The following is a 22,577-nucleotide window of genomic DNA, read 5'->3' on the forward strand; positions in this document are numbered from 1 at the left end:
TCGGCCGCGACGCGCCGAGGCCCGGGGCACCCGGTCAGAGATATGTCTTACGGGGGAAGACGGCGTGCGCCCCGGCCACCCGGTCCAGGAACAGCAGACCGGCACAGTGGTCGATCTCGTGCTGGGCGGCCCGCGCCTCGAACCCGTCGGTGACCAGGCGTACCGGCTCACCGGTGCCGGGCAGTTGCGCCTCCACCACGACCCGGGTGGCCCGTTTGACATCACCGGTGAGATCCGGCACCGACATGCAGCCCTCCCGGCCCGGCCGCCATCTGGTGGCCTCGAGTAGCCGGGCATTGCACAGGACGAATGTGCCGTGCCCGGTGACCGTCTTCGGGTGCCCGGTCACGTCGACGGCGAAAACCTGCGCGCTGATCCCGATCTGCGGTGCGGCCAGGCCGACACAGCCGGGCGAGACCCGCATCGTGGCGACCAGGTCGGCGGCGACCTGGACCGTCCAGGCAGCGCACGGGTCCACCGCCTCACCGGCCCGGCTGAGCACCTGGTCGGGCGCGGCGACCACCGGAACCACCCGCCCCGGTACGCCGAGCACCGTCTCGGTCCAGTCGGCCAGGGTACGGCTGACCGTGCTCACAGCACGTCCGAATCGACCGGCCGGAGGGTCACCTCGACGTCGAGCGCCCGAGCCGTCTCGGACAGTCGCCGGCCGACCTCGGCCGCCGTACCGGTGGGCAGCTCGACCTCGGCGACCAGCACGTAGAGCGGGCCGGTGAGCCGGGTGGTCAGGTCGGTGACGTTGCCGCCTGCCTCGGCGACCACCCGGGTCACCGCCGCGACGATGCCCAGCCGATCGGCGCCGTGCACGCTGAGCAGATGCGGTTCGCCACCCGCCGGCTGCTGACCGTCCGCCGGAACCGGCCGTACGGTGGCCAGCAGTTGGCCGTCGGCGGTGAGCGGCCGCAGTGCCTGTTGCACCGCGGCCTCGGCCGGACCGGCGCAGACCAGGGTCATCGCGAAGTGGCCGCGCAGCCGGGTCATCGTCGAGTCGGTCAGGTTGGCGCTCACGCCGGCCAGCACCTCCGCGACGTCCGCGACGATGCCGGGCCGGTCGCGCCCGATCACGGTGATCGCGAGTTCGTTCATGCCAGCAGTCTGCCCGACCGGGTGCCGGCCCGACCGGGCGGCCCGGTACCCGGGCCCCGTCCGGGGACGGGAACAGGAACGGCCTGGGACGGGGACAGGAACGGCCTGGGGCGGGGACGGCAACGTGGCATGGCAGGATCGGCGGCGCCATGCGTGACGTGAGTTTCGCCGACACGGCGATCGAGTGGTTCGACGACAACGCCCGTGACCTGCCCTGGCGGGAGCCGGGGGTTGGTGCCTGGGCGATCCTGGTGAGCGAGGTGATGCTGCAGCAGACTCCGGTGGTCCGGGTGCTGCCGGCGTGGCGCACCTGGCTGGACCGATGGCCGGACCCGCCAGCGCTGGCCGCCGACTCGCCGGCTGAGGCGATCCGGATGTGGAACCGGCTCGGCTACCCGCGTCGCGCGTTGCGGCTGCATGAGTGCGCCACGGTGCTGACCGAGCGGTACGACGGCAAGGTGCCGACCGGTCTGGACGAGTTGCTGGCGCTGCCAGGAGTCGGCACCTACACCGCCCGAGCGGTCGCCGCGTTCGCCTACGGTCAGCGGCACCCGGTGGTGGACACCAATGTCCGGCGGTTCGTGGCGCGGGCGGTCGACGGGGCGGCCGACGCCGGGCCGGCGACCCGACCGGCCGATCTCGTTGCCACCGCCGCGTTGCTGCCGGCCGAGCCGGCTCGGGCGGCCCGGGCCAGCGCCGCGTTCATGGAGCTGGGTGCGGTGGTCTGCGTGGCTCGGACACCGCGCTGCGAGGTGTGCCCGATGGCCGGCCGCTGCGCGTGGCGGGCGGCCGGCCGGCCGGTACCGAGCGGGCCGACCCGCCGACCACAGCGGTACGCCGGCACCGATCGGCAGGTCCGTGGCCTGCTGCTGGCGGTGCTGCGAGAGGCGATTGGGCCGGTGCCGCAGCAGCGGCTGGACGTGGTGTGGGGCGACGATCTGCAGCGCCGTCGGGCCCTGGCCAGCCTGATCGAGGACGGTCTGGTGGAGCCGGTGGCCCGCGACGGCGCGCCGCCGACCGGGTACACGCTGGCCGGTCAGGGCTGACGGCCTCCGGGCTGACGGCGGCCCGACCGGGCTGGACGACTTTCCGGGGCTGACGACTGGCGCAGCCAACGCAGTGCGGCACCGGCGGCGCGCGCCGCCGGTGCCGCACTGCTCAATCGGCTACCGGTCTCTACTCGTCCGCGCCGGCCGCCGCGGCACCGCCGAGGTCGGCGGGAACCGCGTCCGGTACGGCGACCGGCCGGTCGGCGCCCTGGAAGACGAGCTTGGACTTGTCGATGTCGTCCGGGTCACCCTCGCAGTCGATGACCACGATCTGACCCGGCTTGAGCTCGTTGAACAGAATCCGCTCCGACAGGTTGTCCTCGATGTCGCGCTGGATGGTCCGGCGCAGCGGCCGGGCCCCCAGCACCGGGTCGAAGCCCTTGTTCGCCAGGTACTTCTTGGCGTTGTCGGTGAGCTCCATGCTCATGTCCTTGTTCCGCAGCTGAGTCTCGATCCGGGAGATCATGATGTCCACGATCGACAGGATCTCGGTCGGGTTCAGCTGGTGGAACACGATGGTGTCGTCGATCCGGTTGAGGAACTCCGGCCGGAAGTGCTGCTTCAGCTCGTCGTTGACCTTCTGCTTCATCCGGTCGTAGTTGGACTCGTTGTCCTCCGACGCCTGGAAGCCCAGCGACACCGCCTTGGCCACGTCCCGGGTGCCCAGGTTCGTGGTCAGGATGATCACGGTGTTCTTGAAGTCGACGATCCGACCTTGGCCGTCGGTGAGCCGCCCGTCCTCCAGGATCTGCAGCAACGTGTTGAACACGTCCGGGTGGGCCTTCTCGATCTCGTCGAACAGCACCACCGAAAACGGCCGACGCCGGACCTTCTCGGTCAGCTGGCCGCCCTCGTCGTAGCCGACGTACCCGGGCGGGGCACCGACCAGCCGGGACACCGTGTACCGGTCGTGGAACTCGGACATGTCCAGCTGGATCAGCGCGTCCTCGCTGCCGAACAGGAACTCGGCGAGCGCCTTGGACAGCTCGGTCTTACCGACACCGGACGGGCCGGCGAAGATGAACGAACCGGACGGCCGCTTCGGGTCCTTCAGGCCGGCCCGGGTCCGCCGGATCGCCTTCGACACCGCCCGGACCGCGTCGGACTGGCCGACGACCCGCTTGTGCAGCTCGTCCTCCATGCGCAGCAGCCGGGAGGTCTCCTCCTCGGTCAACTTGTAGACCGGGATACCGGTCCAGTTGCCGAGCACCTCGGCAATCTGCTCGTCGTCGACCTCGCTGACCACGTCGAGGTCGCCGGCCTTCCACTCCTTCTCCCGCTGCGCCTTCTGGCCGAGCAGCTGCTTCTCCTTGTCCCGCAGCTGCGCGGCCCGCTCGAAGTCCTGCGCGTCGATCGCGGACTCCTTGTCGCGACGCACCTGGGCGATCCGCTCGTCGAAGTCACGCAGGTCCGGCGGCGCGGTCATCCGGCGAATCCGCATCCGGGCACCGGCCTCGTCGATCAGGTCGATCGCCTTGTCCGGCAGGAACCGGTCGGAGATGTACCGGTCGGCCAGCGTCGCGGCGGCGACCAGGGCGGCGTCGGTGATGCTCACCCGGTGGTGCGCCTCGTACCGGTCCCGCAGGCCCTTGAGGATCTCGATGGTGTGGGCCAGCGACGGCTCACCCACCTGAATCGGCTGGAACCGGCGCTCCAGCGCGGCGTCCTTCTCCAGGTGCTTGCGGTACTCGTCGAGGGTGGTCGCCCCGATGGTCTGCAGCTCACCGCGGGCCAGCATCGGCTTGAGGATACTCGCCGCGTCGATCGCGCCCTCGGCCGCGCCAGCGCCGACCAGGGTGTGAATCTCGTCGATGAACAGGATGATGTCGCCCCGGGTGCGGATCTCCTTGAGCACCTTCTTCAGACGCTCCTCGAAGTCACCGCGGTAGCGGGAGCCGGCGACCAGCGCACCGAGGTCGAGGGTGTAGAGCTGCTTGTCCTTCAGCGTCTCGGGCACCTCGCCCTTGATGATCTTCTGAGACAGGCCCTCCACCACGGCCGTCTTGCCGACACCGGGCTCACCGATCAGCACCGGGTTGTTCTTGGTACGGCGGGAGAGCACCTGCATCACCCGCTCGATCTCCTTCTCCCGGCCGATCACCGGGTCGAGCTTGCCCTCCCGGGCCGCCTGGGTCAGGTTACGACCGAACTGGTCCAGCACCAGGCTGGTCGACGGGGCGGCCTCGCCCGCCGCCGCGCCCGCCGCCGCCGGCTCCTTGCCCTGGTAGCCCGACAGCAGCTGGATGACCTGCTGGCGGACCCGGTTGAGGTCGGCGCCGAGCTTGACCAGCACCTGGGCGGCGACGCCCTCGCCCTCGCGGATCAGGCCGAGCAGGATGTGCTCCGTGCCGATGTAGTTGTGGCCGAGCTGCAGCGCCTCCCGCAGCGACAGCTCCAACACCTTCTTGGCCCGCGGCGTGAACGGGATGTGCCCGCTCGGCGCCTGCTGACCCTGGCCGATGATCTCCTCGACCTGTTGACGCACACCTTCCAGCGAGATGCCCAGGCTCTCCAGGGCCTTCGCCGCCACGCCCTCACCCTCGTGGATGAGGCCGAGCAGGATGTGCTCCGTGCCGATGTAGTTGTGGTTGAGCATCCGGGCTTCTTCCTGAGCCAGGACGACAACCCGTCGCGCTCGGTCGGTGAACCGCTCGAACATGCCCTCGTGCTCCTCACGTGCCGTGCGCCAGTGGTCTTGGCGGGCCAGCGCACGAGCCTCCAGGCGGAAGCTCGTGCCATCACTCTATCGCCGTGGGCCGACTCCGCTCCTGCCGTGTCGGGCCGGAGCAGGGGCGATCCGCAACGTTTACCCCAACTGTGCCGGGTCGCTGGCTGTTCCCCGAGGCTTCGGCGCTACGCGGTGAGCGAAATCCGCTCGGTCCGGTGAGCGGGCGCGGCGTCGGCTCACCGGGACGCGCCGTCCGTACCGCCACCGCCCGACCGGTTGTCCACAGGCTTGTGGACAACCGGCGCACAGACTGTGGACAACCTGCCACGCTCTGGCTAGGGCAGTATCGCCGCAGGATTGTGCCGCAACCGCCAAACTCGCTCAAAAAGGTACACGAGGTACGGATGGGACATCCGTACCTCGTGTCACTGGCTCCGACCGGCCGACGAGGGCTGGTCGGCAGCGGCACACCTGGGACGATCAGCGCCCGGCTTTGGCGTGGTACTCGTCCACGATCTCCTGCGGGATGCGCCCGCGGTCGGAGATCTCCTTGCCTTCCTTCTTCGCCCAGGCCCGGATCGCCCGGTTCTGCTCACGGTCGGCGGCGGCACCGCCCCGACCCCGCGCGGCCCGACCACCTACGACCACGCCACCGCGGCCGATCTTGGTACCAGCAGCCACGTACGGAGCGAAAACCTGCCGCAATTTGTCCGCGTTCTTCTCCGAGAGGTCGATCTCGTACTGGACGCCGTCGAGGGCGAACTTGACGGTCTCGTCGGCGTCTCCGCCGTCCAGATCGTCGACCAGCTTGTGAATGATCTGCTTGGCCACAGGCCGTTGTCCTTCCGAGCACGTTCTCCCGCAATCAAGAGCACAATAGCCCGAAAGATGCGCCAGCCGTCAATAGGACGCGCAAACTCCCCGAAAAAATCTGGCCGACTACTCTGGACGGACCAGAGGGAAGAGGATGGTTTCGCGAATACCCAGGCCGGTCAGGGCCATGAGCAACCGGTCGATTCCCATTCCCATGCCCCCGACCGGCGGCATTCCGTACTCCATGGCCCGGAGGAAGTCCTCGTCGAGGCGCATCGCCTCCGGGTCACCGCCGGCGGCCAGCCGCGCCTGAGCCACCAGCCGCTCCCGCTGCACCACCGGGTCGACCAACTCGCTGTACGCGGTCGCCAGCTCGACCCCGCGCACGTAGAGGTCCCACTTCTCGGCCAGCTCCGGCTCGGCGCGGTGCGCCCGGGTCAGCGGGCTGGTCTCCACCGGGTAGTCCCGCACGAAGGTCGGCTGGAGCAGAGTCGGCACGACCAATTCCTCGAAGAGTTCCTCCGCCAGCTTGCCCAGACCCCACTTCGGGTCCACAGCTACATCGAACTTCTCGGCGTAACGCAGCAACTGCGCTCGGTCGGTCCGTACAGTGACTTCCTCACCGAGAGCTTCCGACAACACTCCGTACAGAGTCACCGTACGCCACTGGCCGCCAAGGTCAAACTCCGACCCGTCGGCATGGGTGACCACATGTGACCCACTGATCGCACTCGCGCACTCCTGGACCAGATCCTGGGTCAGCCGCGCCATGGTGTCGTAGTCCCCGTACGCCTCGTAGGTCTCCAACATGGCGAACTCGGGCGAGTGCGAGGAGTCAACCCCCTCATTGCGGAAGTTGCGGTTGATTTCGAACACCCGGTCGATGCCGCCGACCACACAGCGCTTGAGGAATAGCTCAGGAGCGATTCGCAGATACAGATCAACATCAAGAGCGTTGCTGTGCGTAACGAACGGCCGGGCCGCCGCGCCGCCATGGAGCACCTGCAGCATCGGCGTCTCCACCTCGGTGAAGCCCCGCTGGTGGAACGAGTCGCGCAGGGTACGCAGCACTGTCGCCCGGGTCCGCACGGTCCGGCGCGCCTCCGGGCGGACGATCAGGTCGACGTACCGCTGCCGGACCCGGGCCTCCTCGCTCAACGGCCGGTGCGCCACCGGCAGCGGACGCAGCGCCTTGGCGGTGATCTGCCACGAATCGGCGAGCACCGAGAGCTCACCCCGGCGGCTGGTGATCACCTCGCCGGCCACCCCCACGTGGTCGCCGATGTCGACCAGCCGCTTCCAGTCCTCCAGCCGCTCGGCACCGACCCGGTCCCGGGACAGCATTACCTGCAACTCGGTCCCGTCACCCTCACGCAGAGTGGCAAAACAGAGCTTGCCGGTGTTCCGGACGAAGATCACCCGGCCGGTGACCGCCGCCTGCTCGCCGGTGGCGGTGTCGGTCGGCAGGTCGCCGAAGCGCTCCCGCAGCTGCGCCAGCGAGGTGGTCCGGGGGAACCCGACCGGATAGGGCTCCGTGCCCTGGGCCAGCAGCCGGTCCCGCTTCTCCCGGCGCACCCGCATCTGCTCGGGCAGATCCGCTGCGGAATCGTCGGGTACGGTCACGTGCTCGGTCACGGTGGGCATCCTCAACACAGGGGGTACGGACAACGGTGCGACCTCGTGGTCACGGTCCGGCCACGAGCGTACTCAACCAAGGTTCTGTGACGCAGCTGACAAGGCCGCGACGGGGATCAGGTGTTCCGCTCGTACACCATCCGCAGGCCGATAAGGGTGATCATCGGTTCGTGGTGGGTGATGGTGCGACACTCACCGATCACCACCGGGGCCAGTCCACCCGTCGCGATAACCGCGCTGAGCTGCCCCAACTCTGCCGCCATCCGCTCCACGATGCGGTCCACCTGGCCGGCGAAACCGAAGTACATGCCGGACTGCAGGCACTCTACGGTGTTCTTACCAATCACCGACCGGGGCCGGGTCGGCTCGACCTTGCGCAGCTGGGCGGCGCGGGCCGACAACGCGTCGAAGGATATCTCGATGCCGGGAGCGAACGCCCCGCCGAGGAACTCACCCCGGGCGCTGATCACGTCGAAGTTGGTGGTAGTGCCGAAGTCGACGACAATCGACGGGCCACCATACAAGGTGTGCGCGGCGAGCGTATTGACCACCCGGTCCGAGCCGACCTCCTTGGGGTTGTCGATCGCCAACTGCACCCCGGTCCGCACCCCCGGCTCCACGATCACGCTGGGAATGTCGCCGTAGTAGCGGCCGAGCATCGTCCGCAACGAACGCAACGCCGCCGGTACGGTCGAGCAGGCAGCCACCCCGGTGAGCTCCACCGAGTCCCCGGCGAGCAGCCCGCGGAACATCAGGCCAAGCTCATCGGCGGTCGACCGGGCGTCGGTCTTGATCCGCCACGAGTGCACCAGCTTGTCCCCGTTGAACGTGGCCAGCACCGTATTGGTGTTACCGATGTCGATGCACAGCAGCATGTCGTCCCCTCGACGGTCAACCGGCGCGTCGGCCGGCACCGGCCGACGCGCCAGCACCGGCCGGTCGCAGATCCAACGCGATGTCCATGATCGGCGAAGAGTGGGTCAACGCCCCGACCGACAGGTAGTCCACCCCGGTTCGCGCGTACCGGACCGCATTGGCCAGGGTCAACCCGCCGGTGGCCTCCACCTCGACCCGGTCACCCACCTCGGCGACGACCGCGCTCAGCAGCTCCGGCGACATGTTGTCGCAGAGCAGGAACGACGCCCCGGCCTCGACCGCCTCGACCGCCTCGGCCAATGTGGTCACCTCGACCTCCACCGGTACGCCGGGAAAGGCCTCGCGCACCCGGCGGTACGCGGCGCCCACCCCGCCAGCGGCCAGCTTGTGGTTGTCCTTGACCATCGCCACGTCGTACAGACCCATCCGCTTGTTGCCACCACCGCCGACCCGGACCGCGTACTTCTCCAGCAGCCGCAGCCCGGGGGTGGTCTTGCGGGTGTCCAGCACGGTCGCCTTCGACCCGGCGAGGGCGTCCGCCCAGGCCCGGGTGTGGGTGGCCACCCCGGAGAGCCGGCTGATCAGGTTGAGCGCGGTCCGCTCGCCGGTGAGCAGGGTACGGACCGGGCCGGTCAACGTGGCCAGCACCGTACCGGCCGGTACCCGGTCACCGTCGCAGCGGTGCAGCCGCACCTCGACCGGCGTGCCTGCCGACGGCACCGCGTCGAACACGGCGGCGACCAGCGGCAGACCGGCCACCACCCCGGCGGAGCGGGCCACCAGTTCGGCCGTGCCGAACTGCCCCGGGTCGATGATGGCCGCCGACGTCACGTCCAGCCGGTCCGGGCCGAGATCCTCGGCCAACGCGGTGGCCACCACCCGGTGGACAACGTCCGGGTCCAGACCGCAGGCCCGCGACGCGGCGACGGTCACCTCGCTACGCATGACGGCTCCCAGGTGAGAGTGGGCTGCCCGACCGGGCCGAGCGCGCTGATGAGATGCCCCAGCCAACTCTCGGCCGCCGACGGGAAATCGTCACGCCAGTGACAACCCCGGGTCTCCTGCCGGGCGTACGCCGCCGCCACCAACGCGGTGGCGACGGTGACCAGGTTAGTCGCCTCCCATCCGGCGGTGCCCGGCGTGCCCCGGCCACCGGCGAGCCGGCGCAGCTCGGCGGCGGTGCCGTCGAGCGTCGCGGCGGAACGTAGCACCCCGGCGCCCCGGCTCATCGCCCGTTGCAGCGGCTGCCGGGCCTGCTCCGGCAGCAACCAGCCGTCGGCCTGGTCAGCCACCCGGCCGGCGCCGGCCGGCTCCAGCTGCGGCGGCGGGTCGCGGGTGATGTCCCGGGCGATCCGCCGGGCGAAGACCAGGCCCTCCAGCAGCGAGTTGCTGGCCAGCCGGTTGGCGCCGTGCACCCCGGTGCAGGCCACCTCGCCGCAGGCGTACAGGCCGGGAATGGTGGTGCGGCCGTGCAGATCGGTGCGGACGCCGCCGGACGCGTAGTGGGCGGCCGGTGCCACCGGGATCAGCTCCTCGGCGGGGTCGATCCCGATGGCCCGGCAGGAGGCCACGATCGTCGGGAAGCGCCGGGCCAGGAACTCGCCGCCCAGATGTCGGGCATCGAGCTGCACGTGGTCGACGTCGACCGCCGACATCACCCGGTGGATGCCCTTGGCGACCACGTCGCGCGGTGCCAGCTCGGCGAGCTCGTGCCGGCCGAGCATGAACCGCTTGCCGTCTGGGTCGAGCAGCAGCGCGCCCTCGCCGCGCAGCGCCTCGGACACCAGCGGCTGCTGGCCGCTGCCGCCGGCGGCGCCCGGCACCACCAGGGCCGTCGGATGGAACTGGACGAACTCCAGGTCGGCCACTGCCGCGCCGGCCCGCAGCGCCAGCGCCACCCCGTCGCCGGTGGAGACCGCCGGATTGGTGGTGGTGGCGAAGATCTGCCCCATCCCGCCGGTGGCCAGCACCACGGCGCGGGCCACGATCGCGCCCACCCCGTCCGGGGAGCCCTCGCCGAGCACGTGCAGCGTGACCCCGCAGGCCCGGGCCGGCTCCCCGTCGGCGGCCGGCGCGGCGCGCAGCAGGTCGACCACCAGGGCGTGCTCGACCAGCCGGATCCACGGGTCCCGACGGACCGCAGCGTGCAACGCCCGCTGCACCTCGGCGCCGGTGGCGTCACCGCCGGCATGCACGATCCGGTTGGCCCGGTGACCGCCCTCCCGGGTGAGCAGCAGCACACCGTCGGCGTCCCGGTCGAACTCGGCGCCGACCCGGATCAGCTCCCGGATCCTGGCCGGTCCCTCCTCGACCAGCACCCGGACCGCGTCCGGGTCGCAGAGCCCCACGCCGGCCGTCTCGGTGTCCTGTGCGTGCGCGGCCGGGGTGTCCAGCGGGTCCAGCACAGCGGCGATCCCGCCCTGCGCCCACCGGGTCGACCCGTCGTCGATGTTGACCTTCGTCACGACGGTGACGTGCAGCCCGGCTTCCCGCAGATAGAGCGCGGCAGTCAGACCGGCGATACCGGAGCCGACGACCACCACGTCAGTGGTCTCCACCCAGCCGGGGTCCGGCGCGGCGAGCCGGCCGGGCAGCTCGGGCAGGTCCGGGATACGCAGTCGCATGGGCAGAGTCAACCGCGTCGGCCCCGGTGGCGGGCAGCCGGGGCGGACGGATGTGTGCCGGTGCACCCGGGTGGGCGCCAGGCGGCGGCCGACATGAGGTCGGTCACTACTCGTACTGGATGGGCAGGCCCTCGGTGCCGGTGTCCTTGAGTGACCGCTCGACGTTGCGTTCGTCGAGCCACAGGTAGCAGCGGACGCCCCGGTTGCCGGCCGCCCACTCGGCGGCACCGCCCGGCAGCGAGATCACCCCGGTCCGGAACTGCAGGTTGCCGTCGAGCGGTACGTCCGCGTACCGGCCGATCACCTTGCGGCACTCGGTGTGGAACTGGGCCCAGTCCCGGTCCTGGGTCGGATACTCGATGTCCGGTGCCTGCCAGACCCCGGCGAACTCTGCGTTGTGCGGCTCGTCGCACTCCGCGGCCGGCATGGTGTCGATCGCGCCGTTGTCGTCGTTGCGGACCGCGTAGCAGGTCAGGTGCAGCGGCGACGGCTCGGCCAGCGCGTCCCGCAGGCTCGCGGTGCGCGACGCCGTACCGCCGTTGTCCTCGACGTCGGTCACCTCGGTGACGTCGCAGCGGAACCAGCGGGCGCCGCCTTCCCAGGCTGCCGGGGACGGCACCGCCACCCCCACCCAGAGCCGGCCGAGCCGCCAGTCGGCACCGACGAACTCGCTGGTCGCGGAGTCGCACTCGGCGTACGCGACGCGGATTTCGGGCGAACCCTGCGCCGGCGGCGCGGTCGCCTCCGCCGCCTCGGCGCCGAACGTGCCGACGTGGACCGTCTCCACCCGGTGCGGGGCCGCGCAGTCGACCGGGCTGTACGACGACAGGTAGGCGGTCTCGGCGAAGTCCCCCGGGTGGCAGACCTCGGCCGGCGGCACGAACGGGCTCGGTTCGGGAATCGGCTGCCAGCTGTTGGTCAGCTCACCGTCCACCCCGGCGGGCAGGCCACACCCGGTCAGGCCGAGCGCAAGCGCTCCACCGACCGCGACAGCGGCGGTCCATCGGCGCATCGAGTCCCTCCCACGGGCTGGCTGGCAGGCGGTCCGGACCGCCGAGCATACGACGCCTTCGGGTGACCGTACGGTCACCGCCCGACTTCCGGTCGACGGCTGCCCACCCGACCGGGGCGTCGGTCCGCCCCGCCGTGGCGGCACTACCACGCTAAGGCCTACCGGCAACCATCACCACGCTAAGGCCTGCCGGCGACCACCGGCCAGTCGACGGCGGTGTCGCCGCGGACCGGGTCGCCGACCACCCCGGCGGGTGCCCCGGCCGGGTCGGCGTCGAGCTGGATCACCCGGTTGGCGGCGTCGACGTGCACCACCCGGGGCTGGTATACGCGGGCCTCGGCGTCGGTGAACTGCCCGTACGCGATCAGGATCACCAGATCGCCGGGATGCACCAGGTGGGCTGCCGCCCCGTTGATGCCGATCACCCCGCTACCCCGGGCCCCCTCGATGACGTACGTCTCCAGCCGGGCACCGTTTGTCACGTCGACGATCGCCACCTGCTCTCCGGGCAGCAGGTCGGCGGCGTCCAGCAGATCGGCGTCGACGGTGACCGAACCGACGTAGTGCAGATCGGCCTGGGTCACCGTGGCCCGGTGGATCTTGGACTTGAGCATGGTGCGCAGCATCAGGATCCTTCCGATCGGGAGCCGGTCAGCTCCACCGGGGCGTTGTCGATCAACCGGGTGTCACCGACCCGGGCGGCGATCAGCAGCCGGGCCGGACCGGGCACCGCCGGCCCCAGCTCGGGGTCGGTCAGCGCCAGGTAGTCGAGCTCGGCGACACCGCCGGTGTGCCGGTCGAAGGCGGCCCGGCCGGCGGCCAGCACCTCGTCGGCCAAAGCGCCCGCGGCGGCCGCCGCCGCGCCGGCCCGCAGTGCGCCGGCCAGCCCCAGCGCCACCTGCCGCTGCCGGGGCGACAGGTAACGGTTGCGGCTGGACCGGGCCAGCCCGTCCGGCTCACGGACGGTCGGCACGCCGACGATGGTCACCGGCAGATCCAGGTCGCGCACCATCCGCCGGACCAGGGTGAGCTGCTGGTAGTCCTTCTCACCGAAGAAGGCCAGGTCGGGTCGGGTGATCTGGAGCAGCTTCAGCACCACGGTGAGCACGCCGTGGAAGAAGCCCGGGCGGCTCGCCCCCTCCAGAATCTCCCCCACCGGCCCGGGGTTGACCCGAACCTGCGGCGCACCGTCCGGGTAGACCTCGGCCCGGCCCGGCGCGAAGACCGCCCGGACCCCGGCCCGCCGGCACACCTCCAGGTCGTCGTCGATGGTGCGGGGGTACCGGTCGAAGTCCTCGGTCGGCCCGAACTGCAGCGGGTTGACGAAGATCGTGGCGATCACCTGGTCGGCGCGGGCCGCCGCCGCACGCAGCAGGGCGGCGTGCCCGTCGTGCAGGGCGCCCATCGTCATCACCACCGCCACCGAGCCGGACCAGCCGGCGCGCAGCGCGGCGAGTTCGGCGCGGGTCCAGACGACCTGCAGCCCGGCCGGCGCGGTCGGGGTGGTCGGCGCGGCCGAGGCCTGGCTCATCGCACTCATCGGACCCGCTCCCGACGTCGGCCCGACGTGGCGGCCGGCTCCCGACCGGCCAGCACGTCGAGCAGCGGCACCGCGGCGGCGGCCGGCAGCCGGCCGGCGGCGATCGCCCGGTCGGCGGTACGCCGGGCCAACGCCAGATAGCTGGGCAGGCTCTCCGCAGCGGTCTCGGCCAGCCGGTCCAGGTGCCGGGCCACGGTGCCGGCGTCGCCGCGCGACACCGGCCCGGTCAGCGCGGCGTCGCCGTGCGCCAGGGCGTTGTCCAGGGCGGCGCGCAGCAGCGGCGCGAGCACCCGGGCAGGGTCGGTGACCCCGGCGTCGCGCAGCCGGTCGCCGGCCTCGTTGACCAGGGTGACCAGATGGTTCGCGCCGTGTGCCAGGGCGGCGTGGTAGAGCACCCGGTCCGTCTCGGCGACCCACTCGACGGTGCCGCCCAGCGCCGCCACCAGGCGGGTGGCCAACGGCCGCAGCGGCCGGACGGCGGTCACCCCGTAGCTGATCCCCGGCAGCCGGTCCAGGTCACCGCGCTCGCCGGTGAAGGTCATCGCCGGGTGCATCGCCAGCGGGGCGGCGCCGGTCGCCGCGGCCGGGGCCAGCACGGCGAGACCGTGCGACCCCGAGGTGTGTGCCACGACCTGGCCGGACCGCAGCGCGCCGGCCGTCACCAGGTCGGTCACCACGGTCGGCAGCACGTCGTCGGGCACCGCGAGGATCAGCAGCTCGGCGGCGTCGGCGACGTCGGCCGCCGGCCGGGGCTCGACGCCGGGCAGCAGCCGACGGATCCGGTCCCGGCTGGCCGTGCTGGCGCCGGAGACCGCGGTGATTCGATGGCCGGCGGCGGTCAGGGCGGCGGCGAGCACCGCGCCGACCCGACCGGCGCCCACGACCCCGACAGCAGGGCCGGTCACCCGGGCGGCGGGAACCTCCACCGTCGTCGGGCGCGCCGATGCGCTCATGATGTGATCCAGTCCTCGAAACGGGGGTACCGGTCGACGCCAGTATGCGCCGGGGCAACGGGCCGGAAACAACGGTGTGTGAAAACCTTCACCCGCTGGTCTAGGGTGGCCCGGTGCTGACCTGGCGGGACGCCATCTCCACCGCGCTGTACGGGCCGGAGGGCTTCTATGTGACCGGCAGCACCCCGGTGCCCGCAGCGCACTTCTCGACCAGCGCGCAGACCGGTACGCCGTTCGCCCGGGCGGTGCTGCGGCTGCTGGGTCAGGTCGACCGCCTGCTCGGCCACCCGGACCCGGTCGACCTGGTCGACGTCGGAGCCGGCGGCGGTGAGCTGCTCGGCGCCGTGCACCGGCTACTCACCGACCTGCCGGGCGCCTTCGCAGACACGCCCGGAACGCTCGCCGACCGGATCCGGTTGACCGGCGTCGACCCGGCACCCCGGCCGGCCGGCCTGCCCGAACCGGTCCAATGGCGGGCCGCACCGCCGACGCGAACCACCGGGCTGCTCGTCGCCACCGAGTGGCTGGACAACGTACCGCTCGATCTGGCCGTTCGCGACGGTGACCGGCTCCGCTGTCTGCTGGTCGACCCGGCAACCGGCCGGCAGCACCCCGGCGGGGAACTCGGAGCCGCCGACTCCGCCTGGCTGGCCCGCTGGTGGCCGCCGCTGCCGGACGGGGCGCAGGCTGAGATCGGTCGACCCCGCGACGAGGCCTGGGCCGCGGCGGTACGGACCCTGCGCCGGGGCGTCGCCGTGGCGGTCGACTACGGCCACCGGTACGCCGACCGCCCGGTCACCGGCACCCTGGCCGGTTTCCGGGCCGGCCGTACGGTGGCCCCGGTCCCCGACGGCTCCTGCGACCTCACCGCCCACGTGGCGATCGACGCGGTCGCCGCCGCCGGATCGGCGGCCGCTGGCGGGGCCGGCCACCTGCTGTGCCAGCAACGGGACGCGCTGCACCGACTCGGGGTGCACGGCCGCCGACCGCCGCTGGCCCTGGCCGGCACCGACCCGCGTGGCTACGTGGCCGCGCTGGCCGCCGCCGGCACCGCCGCTGAACTCACCGACCCGGATGGGCTGGGCGGGCACTGGTGGCTGGTCCAACCCGTCGGGCTGGCCGTCGATGTCGAATCCCTGCTGGCCTGACAACCGAGTCCCGTCTGAGGTGGCAGGCCCGGCGGGAGGGCAGGCCCGGCAGGAGGGCAGGCCCGGCAGGAGGGCAGGCCCGGCGCCGCCGCTGACCGCGCGGCGGGGAGCCGGCGTGCGACGATGGCCGGCATGGACACCGACACCGGTTCGCTGCCCCCGGCCGGGTCGGCCGACGGACTCCGCCAGCTGACCGTCGGCACCGGCGCCGGGCTGGACACCGCCGACATGGTGCTCAACATCGGCCCGCAGCACCCGTCCACGCACGGCGTACTCCGGCTCAAGCTGGTCCTCGACGGCGAGCGGGTGGTCTCCTGCGAGCCGGTGATCGGCTACATGCACCGTGGCGCCGAGAAACTGTTCGAGGTCCGCGACTACCGGCAGATCATCATGCTGGCCAACCGGCACGACTGGCTGTCCGCGTTCGCCAACGAGCTGGGTGTGGCGCTCGCCGTTGAACGGATGATGGGCATCGAGGTGCCGGAGCGGGCCACCTGGCTGCGGACCGCGCTGGCCGAACTGAACCGGGTGCTCAACCACTTGATGTTCCTCGGCTCGTATCCACTGGAGATCGGCGCGCTCACCCCGGTGTTCTACTCGTTCCGGGAGCGGGAGACGCTGCAGGCCGTGCTGGAGGAGGTCTCCGGCGGACGGATGCACTACATGTTCAACCGGGTGGGCGGCCTCAAGGAGGAGGTGCCGGCCGGCTGGACCCGCCGGGCCCGGGAGGCGATCGGCCAGGTCGAGGCCCGGATGCCCGACCTGGACCGGCTGATTCGGCGCAACGAGATCTTCCTCGCCCGTACGGTCGGGGTCGGGGTGCTCGACGCGGCGACGGCCGCGGCGTTCGGCGCCTCCGGACCGGTCGCCCGGGCCAGCGGGCTGGACCTGGACCTGCGTCGCGACGAGCCGTACCTCGCCTACGGCGAGCTGGACGTGCCGGTGGTCACCCGCCGGGCCGGCGACTGCCACGCCCGGTTCGAGGTGCTGCTCGACCAGGTGTACGCCTCACTCGACCTGGCCCGCCGCTGTCTGGACCGGGTCGACCAGCTGAGCGGGCCGGTCAACGTACGGTTGCCGAAGGTGGTCAAGGCACCCGAGGGCCACACCTACGCGTGGACCGAGAACCCGCTCGGGGTCAACGGCTACTACCTCGTCTCCCGGGGGGAGAAGACCCCGTGGCGGCTCAAGCTGCGGACTGCCTCCTACGCCAACGTGCAGGCGTTGGCGACGCTGATCCCCGGCAGCCTGGTGCCGGATCTGGTGGCAATCCTCGGTTCGATGTTCTTCGTGGTCGGCGACATCGACAAGTGACGCCGGCCTACCGCCAGCGGCGGTCGTCGGGGAAGTCGACGTCGTCACGGTAGCGGCCGCGACCGTCGTCGTCACGGTACCGCCGGCCACCGTCGTCCGGGTCCCGGTAGCGCCGGCCCGGGGCACCGTCGTCGTAGTCGCGGTACCGGCGGCCCGGCTCGTCGTCGTAGTCGCGGTACCGGCGGCCGGCGGTGCCCTCCTCCGCGTACCGGCGGGGCGGTTCGTCGTCGCGGTAGCGCCGGCCGGACGCGTCGTCGCGGTAGCGCCGGCCCGGATCCGCCGGTTCGTCGTCCCGGTACCGGCGGGGCGGTTCCTCGTCGCGGAACCGCCGACCGACGTCGTCCTCGTCGTCCCGGTACCGGCGACTGCGCCGGACCGGCTCGTCGTCGAGTGGATCGCGGGCCGGCGACGACCAGGCTGGAGGCGACTCGGCGCCGCTGCCGGCCGGCAACGCCGGCAGCGCCGCACGCCGGCCGGTCCCGCTGATCCCCGGGCCGTCCGGCGGCGGGTCGGCCATCCGCTGGTCCCACCGGGCGTCCCGCCACGGCGGCTCGTCCGCAACCCGGTCACCGCCCGGCCCCGGCAGGTCACCCCGGTCCTGCGGGTACCGGCCGTTACGGGCACCGACTCCGGACCGGGCCGGCGGGTAGTCGTCGTCGCGGGCCGGCTGCCACCGCTCGGCCGGCGACCCGGTGCTGAAGCCGTCGGCCCGCCCGACGTCCCACCGGTCGACGGGTCGGTCGCCGTACCGTTGCTCGCCGCTGTCGTCCCGGCCGCCGCTCCACGACCAGCGCTCCTCCGGCTGGTCGCGCAGCCGACGTTCGGCCCACGACTCCTCGTCCGGCTCGGCGGAACGCCGCCCACGGGTCGCCGGTGCGGACCACTCACCGTCAATGGACTCGCCGCCCCGGCCGCCGTACCGGGTCCCGCCGTACACCGTGCCGGCGGGTTCGTCGTCGGCCCGTGGGTCGACAACGTGCCGGGTGCTCACCTGGACGGTCTCCGGCTGCCGAACGACGCCGTTCGGCCCCTGCTGGCGGGGCAGTACGGTGCCGCTGACCGCCGGGACCGAGGCGCGACCGGCCTGGCCGCCGGATGAGTACTGGCTGCCGGAGCCGTACTGGCCGCCGTAGCCAGCAGCCCCGGTCGGGCCGGAGGCCGGCACTGCCGCCGGTACGGCGGACGCCGGAGCAGCCTGATCGAACCGGTCGTAGCCGGCGCGGTCACCGCCCGGCTTTTCCCGGGCCGGTTCACTGCGGGCGATCTCGGCACGGACCACGTCCAGCTGGCCACTAAGCGCCTCGACGTCGTCCTGAACCACCTGCATCTTTTCGCCGAAGGCGCGGTGCGTCGCCCGGACGGCGGTGGAAATGTCGTTGCGCACGTCCTCGCGGAGCACATCCATTTCCTCGACGAGCGCATCCTCCATGTCGGCGCGCATAGTTTCCACACCGCCACGCAAGGTGATTGACAATCCGATCAACACCACCGACGCGATAGCGATCACCATCGCCAGTCGCAACGAGCCGTCGCCGTCGCCGAGTAACAGCAAAAGCGCAGCCAGCGGCGCCAGGCCCAGGCCACCCCAGGTAAGCCACTTGAGCGGAACCGTGCGGCGCGGCTCCTCTTCGGCCTCGGGAGCGGACATGGCTGTGGAGCCTACCGACAACTACAGATCAACGGAACGGGTACCGCCTGCTGTCCGAGAAGGTAGGCTCCACAGCCCGGGTGGCCGGCGAAAGCCCGCGCCGGCCAGGAGAATCAGCCGGTCGCCAACGCCCCGTCCGACGAGAACACCAGACCCACACTGATCTCGCCGGTGGTCAACGCGGTCTTGGTCTGCGGCCCACCGGCGTCGAGGGAGCTGAACTCGCCGGCCCGGAAGTCGTACACCTCGACCAGCCCTTCCTGGCACTTGGGACGCTGCGGGCACTCCGGCGGACCGCCCAGGACGGTCGCCGTACCGGAGCATTTCTCCGCCAGGTCGGAAAGCGTACGAACGCCGTACTCGTCGGCGAAGGCACTGGTCACCGCGAACGCGTTCTGGTCCTGTGCCGCGGACGGCTCGCCGAAGACGATGCCGACCTGCTCGCCGACCTCGCGGAGCCCGGTCATCGTCTCGTCCAGGTCCGGCGACGAGATCGCTGGGGCGTTCTCCCCCGCGACCTTGTTGTTGATGAAGTCCGCCATGGTGGCCGCGTACTCCGGCACCACCTGAATCTCCCCGGTCTCCAGCGCCGGCTCGTACAGCTCACGGTTGCCGATCTGCTGCACGGTGACGTCGTAACCCGCCGCCGTCAGCACGATCCGGTACAACTCGCCCAGGGTCTCGCTCTCACTGAAGTTGGCCGCGCCGACGATCAACTCACCGCCCGGTCCGGTCTCGATACCGTCGGTCAGGGCCTCGGCGGCGGCGAACTCCTCGGCCGCGGCCTGCGGCGTCTGCCGGTCGACGTCGACCGCCCGGTTGAGCCCGATCAGCTTCTCGGTGTCCAACGCGGCCGACACCCTGTTCAGGGCGGCGACGACCTGCGGCGATGCCGCGTCGGCGTTGACCGCCGGCACGATGTTGTCGGTGTTCTGCAGCTTTTTGTCGTCAGTCAGCACCACTAGCTGGTCTCCGGCTACCGGTGCGCAGCCAGCACCGGACGCGCCGGCATCCGGCGCCTCGGTGCCGGAAGACCCCGCCTCGCCACATGCGGCGAGGAACCCCGCCGCGGTGAGCGCGCCGACCGCGCTCAGGGCGATACGTGTCCGTGCATGCATGATTGCCCGCCTCCTGTGTCCCGGCGCGACCCCATCGGGCCGGCCGCGTGTCCGACGGGCGCGGCACATGCCCGCGCGAGCGTGCTGCGGGCAGCACGGCAGCCGCGACGGGGCCCCGGCCCGTGCCGGCATGCCGTCACCCGTTCCCTCTACCGAACATCCTCAACGTAGGGTCCGACAACAGATGAAGATCGGTTGTCACCGGATCGTCATCCGGCCCAGACGGAAAGCGACGCGCTCAACCCGAACCGACCGCGCTGGTCTGCTCGTTCGCCCGCCGGCCGGGCCGGCGCAGCGGCCGCGGAGTGAACGCCCGTTCGAGCACCGCCAGCAGCCCTTCGGTGATCAGCGCCAGGGTCGCCACCAACAGACCGCCGGCGAGGATCTGGCCGCCGCCGATCGAGATGCCCAACCCGAAGCCCGCGCTGATGATCTGCCCGAGACCTCCGCCGTTGACGAACGCCGCCAGCGCCGCCGTCGCCACCACCTGCACCGCCGCGGTCCGGAACCCGGCCGCCAGGTACGGCACCGCGAGCGGCAACTCGACCCGGCGCAGCACCTGCCAGCCGGACAGCCCCATCCCCCGAGCTGCCTCCCGCACCTGCGGATCGACCTGCCGGATCCCGGTGAACGCGTTGGCCAGCAGCGGCGGTACGGCGAACACCGCCAACGCCAGGATCACCGGCGGCTTACCGAAACCCAGGAAGGTCAACGGCAGAATGGACAGCAGGGCGATGGTCGGCACCGCCAGGGTCAGGTTCGACACCAGCACCACCAGGCCGCCGCCCCGGCCGATGTGCCCGAGCCACAGTCCGACCGGCCAGGCCACCAGGCAGCCGACCGCGACCGCGGCGGCCGAGATGGTCAGGTGCTCACCGAGGCGGTCCAGCACCCCACCCGGGTTGGTCCAGTTGAGCGGGTCGTTGAGCCAGGTCACCGCCTGCTCGATCGGGTTCGCCGCCACGGTCCGCCGGCTCACGGGGCGACCCGCCGGGCCCAGGGCGTCAGCAGCCGACCGGCACCCGCCAGGAGCAGGTCGAGCAGCAGGGCCAGCGCCACGCTCAGCAGCGTACCGGTGAGGATCTGGGCCTTGTAGAAGTTGTTCCGGAAGCCACTGAAGATCAGATCACCGAGGCCGCCGTAGCCGATCAGCGAGCCGATGGTGACCAGCGCGACCGTGGAGACCGTGGCCAGCCGCAAGCCGGTCATGATGCCGGGCAGTGCCAACGGCAGTTCGATGCGCAGCAGCCGACCGAACCGGCCGTACCCCATCCCGTCGGCCGCCTCGATGGTCGCCGCCGGCACCTGACTCAGCCCGGCCAGCGAGTTGCGCACGACCAGCAGCAACGCGTACAGCACCAGGGCGATCAGCACCGACGCGGGATTTGTCGCACCCACGTAGGGTGCGACGAAGGCGAGCAGCGCCAGCGACGGGATGGTGTAGAGCACGCCGGTGAGGGCGAGGATCGGCCCGGTCAGCGACCGGAACCAGTACGCGACCACCGCCAGCGGCACCGCCAGCAGCGCGGCGATCAGCACCGCCTGTACCGTCAGGGCGACATGTTCGGTCAACGCGGCGACGATCGTCGACCAGTTGTCCTGGATGTACTGACCGGAGAACCACGGGTTACCCGGGTCAGCCCGGCCGGCGAGCAGGTGGAAGGACACAGGTGGACGGTACCGTGCGGGACACCGACGCCGACGGCGCGGCAGCGATCACCTTGACCGACATCGGCAAGCGGTTCCCGGACGGGACACGCGCCGTACAGAGCCTCTCCCTGGAGATCCCCGCCGGCCAGTTGGTGGTGCTGATCGGCCCGTCCGGCTGCGGCAAGTCCACCGTGCTCCGGATGATCAACAGGCTGATCGAGCCGACCACCGGGCGGATCATGCTCGGCGACGAGGACGTCACCCAGGTCGACCCGGTACTGCTGCGCCGCCGGATCGGGTACGTGATCCAGCACGTGGGGCTCTTCCCGCACCAGACCATCCGGGCCAACGTCGGCACGGTCCCCCGGCTGCTCGGCTGGCAGCGGGACCGGATCCGGCGCCGCGCCGACGAACTACTCGACCTGGTCGGGCTGGAACCGGGCCGGTACGGCAAGCGCTACCCGCACGAACTGTCCGGCGGACAACGCCAGCGGGTCGGCGTCGCCCGGGCGCTTGCCGCCGACCCGGTCGTTCTGCTGATGGACGAGCCGTTCTCCGCGGTCGACCCGATCGCCCGCGGCCGGCTGCAGGAGGAGTTCCTCCGGCTGCAGGCCGAGGTACGCAAGACAATCGTGCTGGTCACCCACGACCTGGACGAGGCGGTACGGCTGGGCGACCGGATCGCCGTACTGTCCGAAGGCGGCCGGCTGGAGCAGTACGCGGCACCGGCCGAACTACTCGGCGGGCCGGCGACCCCGTTCGTGACCGAGTTCGTCGGCGCCGACCGGGCGATCCGCCGGCTCGCGGTCACCCCGGTGAGCCGCGAACTGCTCGACGACGAACCGGCGGACCCGGTTCCGGCCGGGCTGCCCACCCTCGCTTTGGGTACCTCGCTCTACGACGCGCTGGCCCGGTTGCTGGTCACCGGCGCGGAGCACGCCCGGGTGGTCGACGACGCCGACCAGCCGATCGGCGTGGTGAGCCGACGCCGGATCCTCGACGCCAGCTGACCCGATGCCGGCTGACCTGCGTCAGCTCCGCTGCCCGGGCCTTAGCAGGTAGTCGATGAACGCTGCCCGTAGCAACGGCTCCGACTCGCCGTACTCGTGGCCGGTGAACTCCCGCCACAGCGCCACAGCGTCCTCGACGGTCGGGCCGATCGAGTTCGGCGCGCCGTCCAGCTCACTGGCGTCGTCGGCCCGGGACAGCCGCTGAGTTATCGACCAGAAGAAGCCCAGGTCCTTACGCTGCCGGGCCAGCTCGAACGCCTGCTCCCGCAACTGCTCGGTGGAGAGCTGATCGAGCTCCTCGAAGGTCGGCGTGGCGTGGTTCGCGGCCGGCGATTCGGTCATGCCCGCGAGCCTAACCCGCCGGCCCGTCGCTGGCTCGGTAGCTAGCGGGCTTGTCGGCGGGTCAGGCAGGCCG

Annotated in this window: 21 protein-coding genes; 4 read left to right on the forward strand and 17 right to left on the reverse strand. The window is 71.7% G+C overall.

The window, feature by feature from the left end; all coding sequences use genetic code 11:
* Positions 1-34 precede the first annotated feature (34 nt).
* Both ACFHWU_RS07245 and ACFHWU_RS07250 read right to left on the reverse strand, forming a co-directional pair.
* Positions 35-595, reverse strand: coding sequence for a peptide deformylase (locus ACFHWU_RS07245; protein ID WP_416552021.1), 561 nt, complete (start codon positions 593-595; stop codon positions 35-37).
* Complete coding sequence (locus ACFHWU_RS07250; protein WP_416552022.1) at positions 592-1,104, reverse strand: glycine cleavage system protein R; 513 nt, start codon at positions 1,102-1,104, stop codon at positions 592-594. Before ACFHWU_RS07250 ends, ACFHWU_RS07245 begins: the two co-directional genes overlap by 4 nt.
* 149 nt (positions 1,105-1,253) lie before the next feature.
* Between ACFHWU_RS07250 and ACFHWU_RS07255 the strand changes: the two genes are divergently transcribed.
* Positions 1,254-2,150 carry an A/G-specific adenine glycosylase gene (locus ACFHWU_RS07255; protein ID WP_416552023.1) on the forward strand — a complete coding sequence of 299 codons (897 nt, stop codon included), beginning with the start codon at positions 1,254-1,256 and terminating at the stop codon, positions 2,148-2,150.
* 130 nt (positions 2,151-2,280) lie between these two features.
* Here ACFHWU_RS07255 and ACFHWU_RS07260 read toward each other — a convergent pair whose 3' ends face one another.
* From ACFHWU_RS07260 to ACFHWU_RS07305, 10 genes are all read right to left on the reverse strand, one after another.
* Entirely contained in the window at positions 2,281-4,812 is a 2,532-nt protein-coding gene (locus tag ACFHWU_RS07260; protein WP_416590150.1) for an ATP-dependent Clp protease ATP-binding subunit, read from the reverse strand.
* A gap of 489 nt (positions 4,813-5,301) precedes the next feature.
* On the reverse strand, positions 5,302-5,652 hold the full coding sequence (locus ACFHWU_RS07265) for a histone-like nucleoid-structuring protein Lsr2 (protein WP_123603817.1): 351 nt from the start codon (positions 5,650-5,652) through the stop codon (positions 5,302-5,304).
* Between the two features lie 108 nt (positions 5,653-5,760).
* Positions 5,761-7,278, reverse strand: a complete 1,518-nt coding sequence (gene lysS / locus ACFHWU_RS07270) for a lysine--tRNA ligase (protein ID WP_416552025.1) — start codon at positions 7,276-7,278, stop codon at positions 5,761-5,763.
* A gap of 107 nt (positions 7,279-7,385) precedes the next feature.
* The gene (locus ACFHWU_RS07275) at positions 7,386-8,144 is read right to left on the reverse strand and encodes a type III pantothenate kinase (RefSeq protein WP_278172014.1); all 759 of its coding nucleotides are present in this window, start codon (positions 8,142-8,144) and stop codon (positions 7,386-7,388) included.
* Between the two features lie 16 nt (positions 8,145-8,160).
* The gene (gene nadC, locus ACFHWU_RS07280) at positions 8,161-9,090 is read right to left on the reverse strand and encodes a carboxylating nicotinate-nucleotide diphosphorylase (RefSeq protein ID WP_416552026.1); all 930 of its coding nucleotides are present in this window, start codon (positions 9,088-9,090) and stop codon (positions 8,161-8,163) included.
* Positions 9,075-10,769, reverse strand: a complete 1,695-nt coding sequence (locus ACFHWU_RS07285) for an L-aspartate oxidase (RefSeq protein WP_416552027.1) — start codon at positions 10,767-10,769, stop codon at positions 9,075-9,077. The genes nadC and ACFHWU_RS07285 overlap by 16 nt, the downstream gene beginning before the upstream one ends.
* A gap of 106 nt (positions 10,770-10,875) precedes the next feature.
* On the reverse strand, positions 10,876-11,781 hold the full coding sequence (locus tag ACFHWU_RS07290; RefSeq protein WP_416552028.1) for a septum formation family protein: 906 nt from the start codon (positions 11,779-11,781) through the stop codon (positions 10,876-10,878).
* 179 nt (positions 11,782-11,960) lie between these two features.
* Positions 11,961-12,407 carry an aspartate 1-decarboxylase gene (panD, locus tag ACFHWU_RS07295; protein ID WP_416552029.1) on the reverse strand — a complete coding sequence of 149 codons (447 nt, stop codon included), beginning with the start codon at positions 12,405-12,407 and terminating at the stop codon, positions 11,961-11,963.
* The gene (gene panC / locus ACFHWU_RS07300) at positions 12,407-13,312 is read right to left on the reverse strand and encodes a pantoate--beta-alanine ligase (RefSeq protein WP_416552030.1); all 906 of its coding nucleotides are present in this window, start codon (positions 13,310-13,312) and stop codon (positions 12,407-12,409) included. The genes panD and panC overlap by 1 nt, the downstream gene beginning before the upstream one ends.
* Positions 13,313-13,317: 5 nt before the next feature.
* On the reverse strand, positions 13,318-14,274 hold the full coding sequence (locus ACFHWU_RS07305; RefSeq protein ID WP_416552031.1) for a Rossmann-like and DUF2520 domain-containing protein: 957 nt from the start codon (positions 14,272-14,274) through the stop codon (positions 13,318-13,320).
* Between the two features lie 116 nt (positions 14,275-14,390).
* On the opposite strand from ACFHWU_RS07305, the gene ACFHWU_RS07310 reads away from it, so the two are divergent.
* Positions 14,391-15,422, forward strand: coding sequence for an SAM-dependent methyltransferase (locus ACFHWU_RS07310; RefSeq protein ID WP_416552096.1), 1,032 nt, complete (start codon positions 14,391-14,393; stop codon positions 15,420-15,422).
* Between the two features lie 123 nt (positions 15,423-15,545).
* A complete protein-coding gene (locus tag ACFHWU_RS07315; protein WP_416552032.1) occupies positions 15,546-16,736 on the forward strand; it encodes an NADH-quinone oxidoreductase subunit D in 1,191 nt (396 codons plus the stop codon).
* Between the two features lie 7 nt (positions 16,737-16,743).
* On the opposite strand, the gene ACFHWU_RS07320 is transcribed toward ACFHWU_RS07315, so the two are convergent.
* The 4 genes from ACFHWU_RS07320 to ACFHWU_RS07335 all read right to left on the reverse strand — a co-directional run bounded on the left by ACFHWU_RS07320 (position 16,744) and on the right by ACFHWU_RS07335 (position 21,170).
* Positions 16,744-18,384 (reverse strand): hypothetical protein, encoded by a 1,641-nt coding sequence (locus ACFHWU_RS07320; RefSeq protein WP_416567933.1) that lies wholly within the window; start codon positions 18,382-18,384, stop codon positions 16,744-16,746.
* A gap of 113 nt (positions 18,385-18,497) precedes the next feature.
* Positions 18,498-19,502, reverse strand: coding sequence for a glycine betaine ABC transporter substrate-binding protein (locus ACFHWU_RS07325; protein WP_416552034.1), 1,005 nt, complete (start codon positions 19,500-19,502; stop codon positions 18,498-18,500).
* Between the two features lie 238 nt (positions 19,503-19,740).
* Positions 19,741-20,481: an ABC transporter permease gene (locus ACFHWU_RS07330; RefSeq protein ID WP_416590151.1), complete on the reverse strand. Its 741-nt coding sequence runs from the start codon at positions 20,479-20,481 to the stop codon at positions 19,741-19,743.
* Positions 20,478-21,170 carry an ABC transporter permease gene (locus tag ACFHWU_RS07335; RefSeq protein ID WP_416552036.1) on the reverse strand — a complete coding sequence of 231 codons (693 nt, stop codon included), beginning with the start codon at positions 21,168-21,170 and terminating at the stop codon, positions 20,478-20,480. The genes ACFHWU_RS07330 and ACFHWU_RS07335 overlap by 4 nt, the downstream gene beginning before the upstream one ends.
* 2 nt (positions 21,171-21,172) lie before the next feature.
* Between ACFHWU_RS07335 and ACFHWU_RS07340 the strand changes: the two genes are divergently transcribed.
* Complete coding sequence (locus tag ACFHWU_RS07340; protein WP_416552037.1) at positions 21,173-22,162, forward strand: ABC transporter ATP-binding protein; 990 nt, start codon at positions 21,173-21,175, stop codon at positions 22,160-22,162.
* A gap of 21 nt (positions 22,163-22,183) precedes the next feature.
* Here ACFHWU_RS07340 and ACFHWU_RS07345 read toward each other — a convergent pair whose 3' ends face one another.
* Positions 22,184-22,504: a hypothetical protein gene (locus tag ACFHWU_RS07345; RefSeq protein ID WP_416552038.1), complete on the reverse strand. Its 321-nt coding sequence runs from the start codon at positions 22,502-22,504 to the stop codon at positions 22,184-22,186.
* Between the last annotated feature and the right edge of the window lie 73 nt (positions 22,505-22,577).

It is taken from the genome of Micromonospora sp. LOL_015, assembly GCF_048060275.1.
GTDB lineage: Bacteria > Actinomycetota > Actinomycetes > Mycobacteriales > Micromonosporaceae > Micromonospora_E.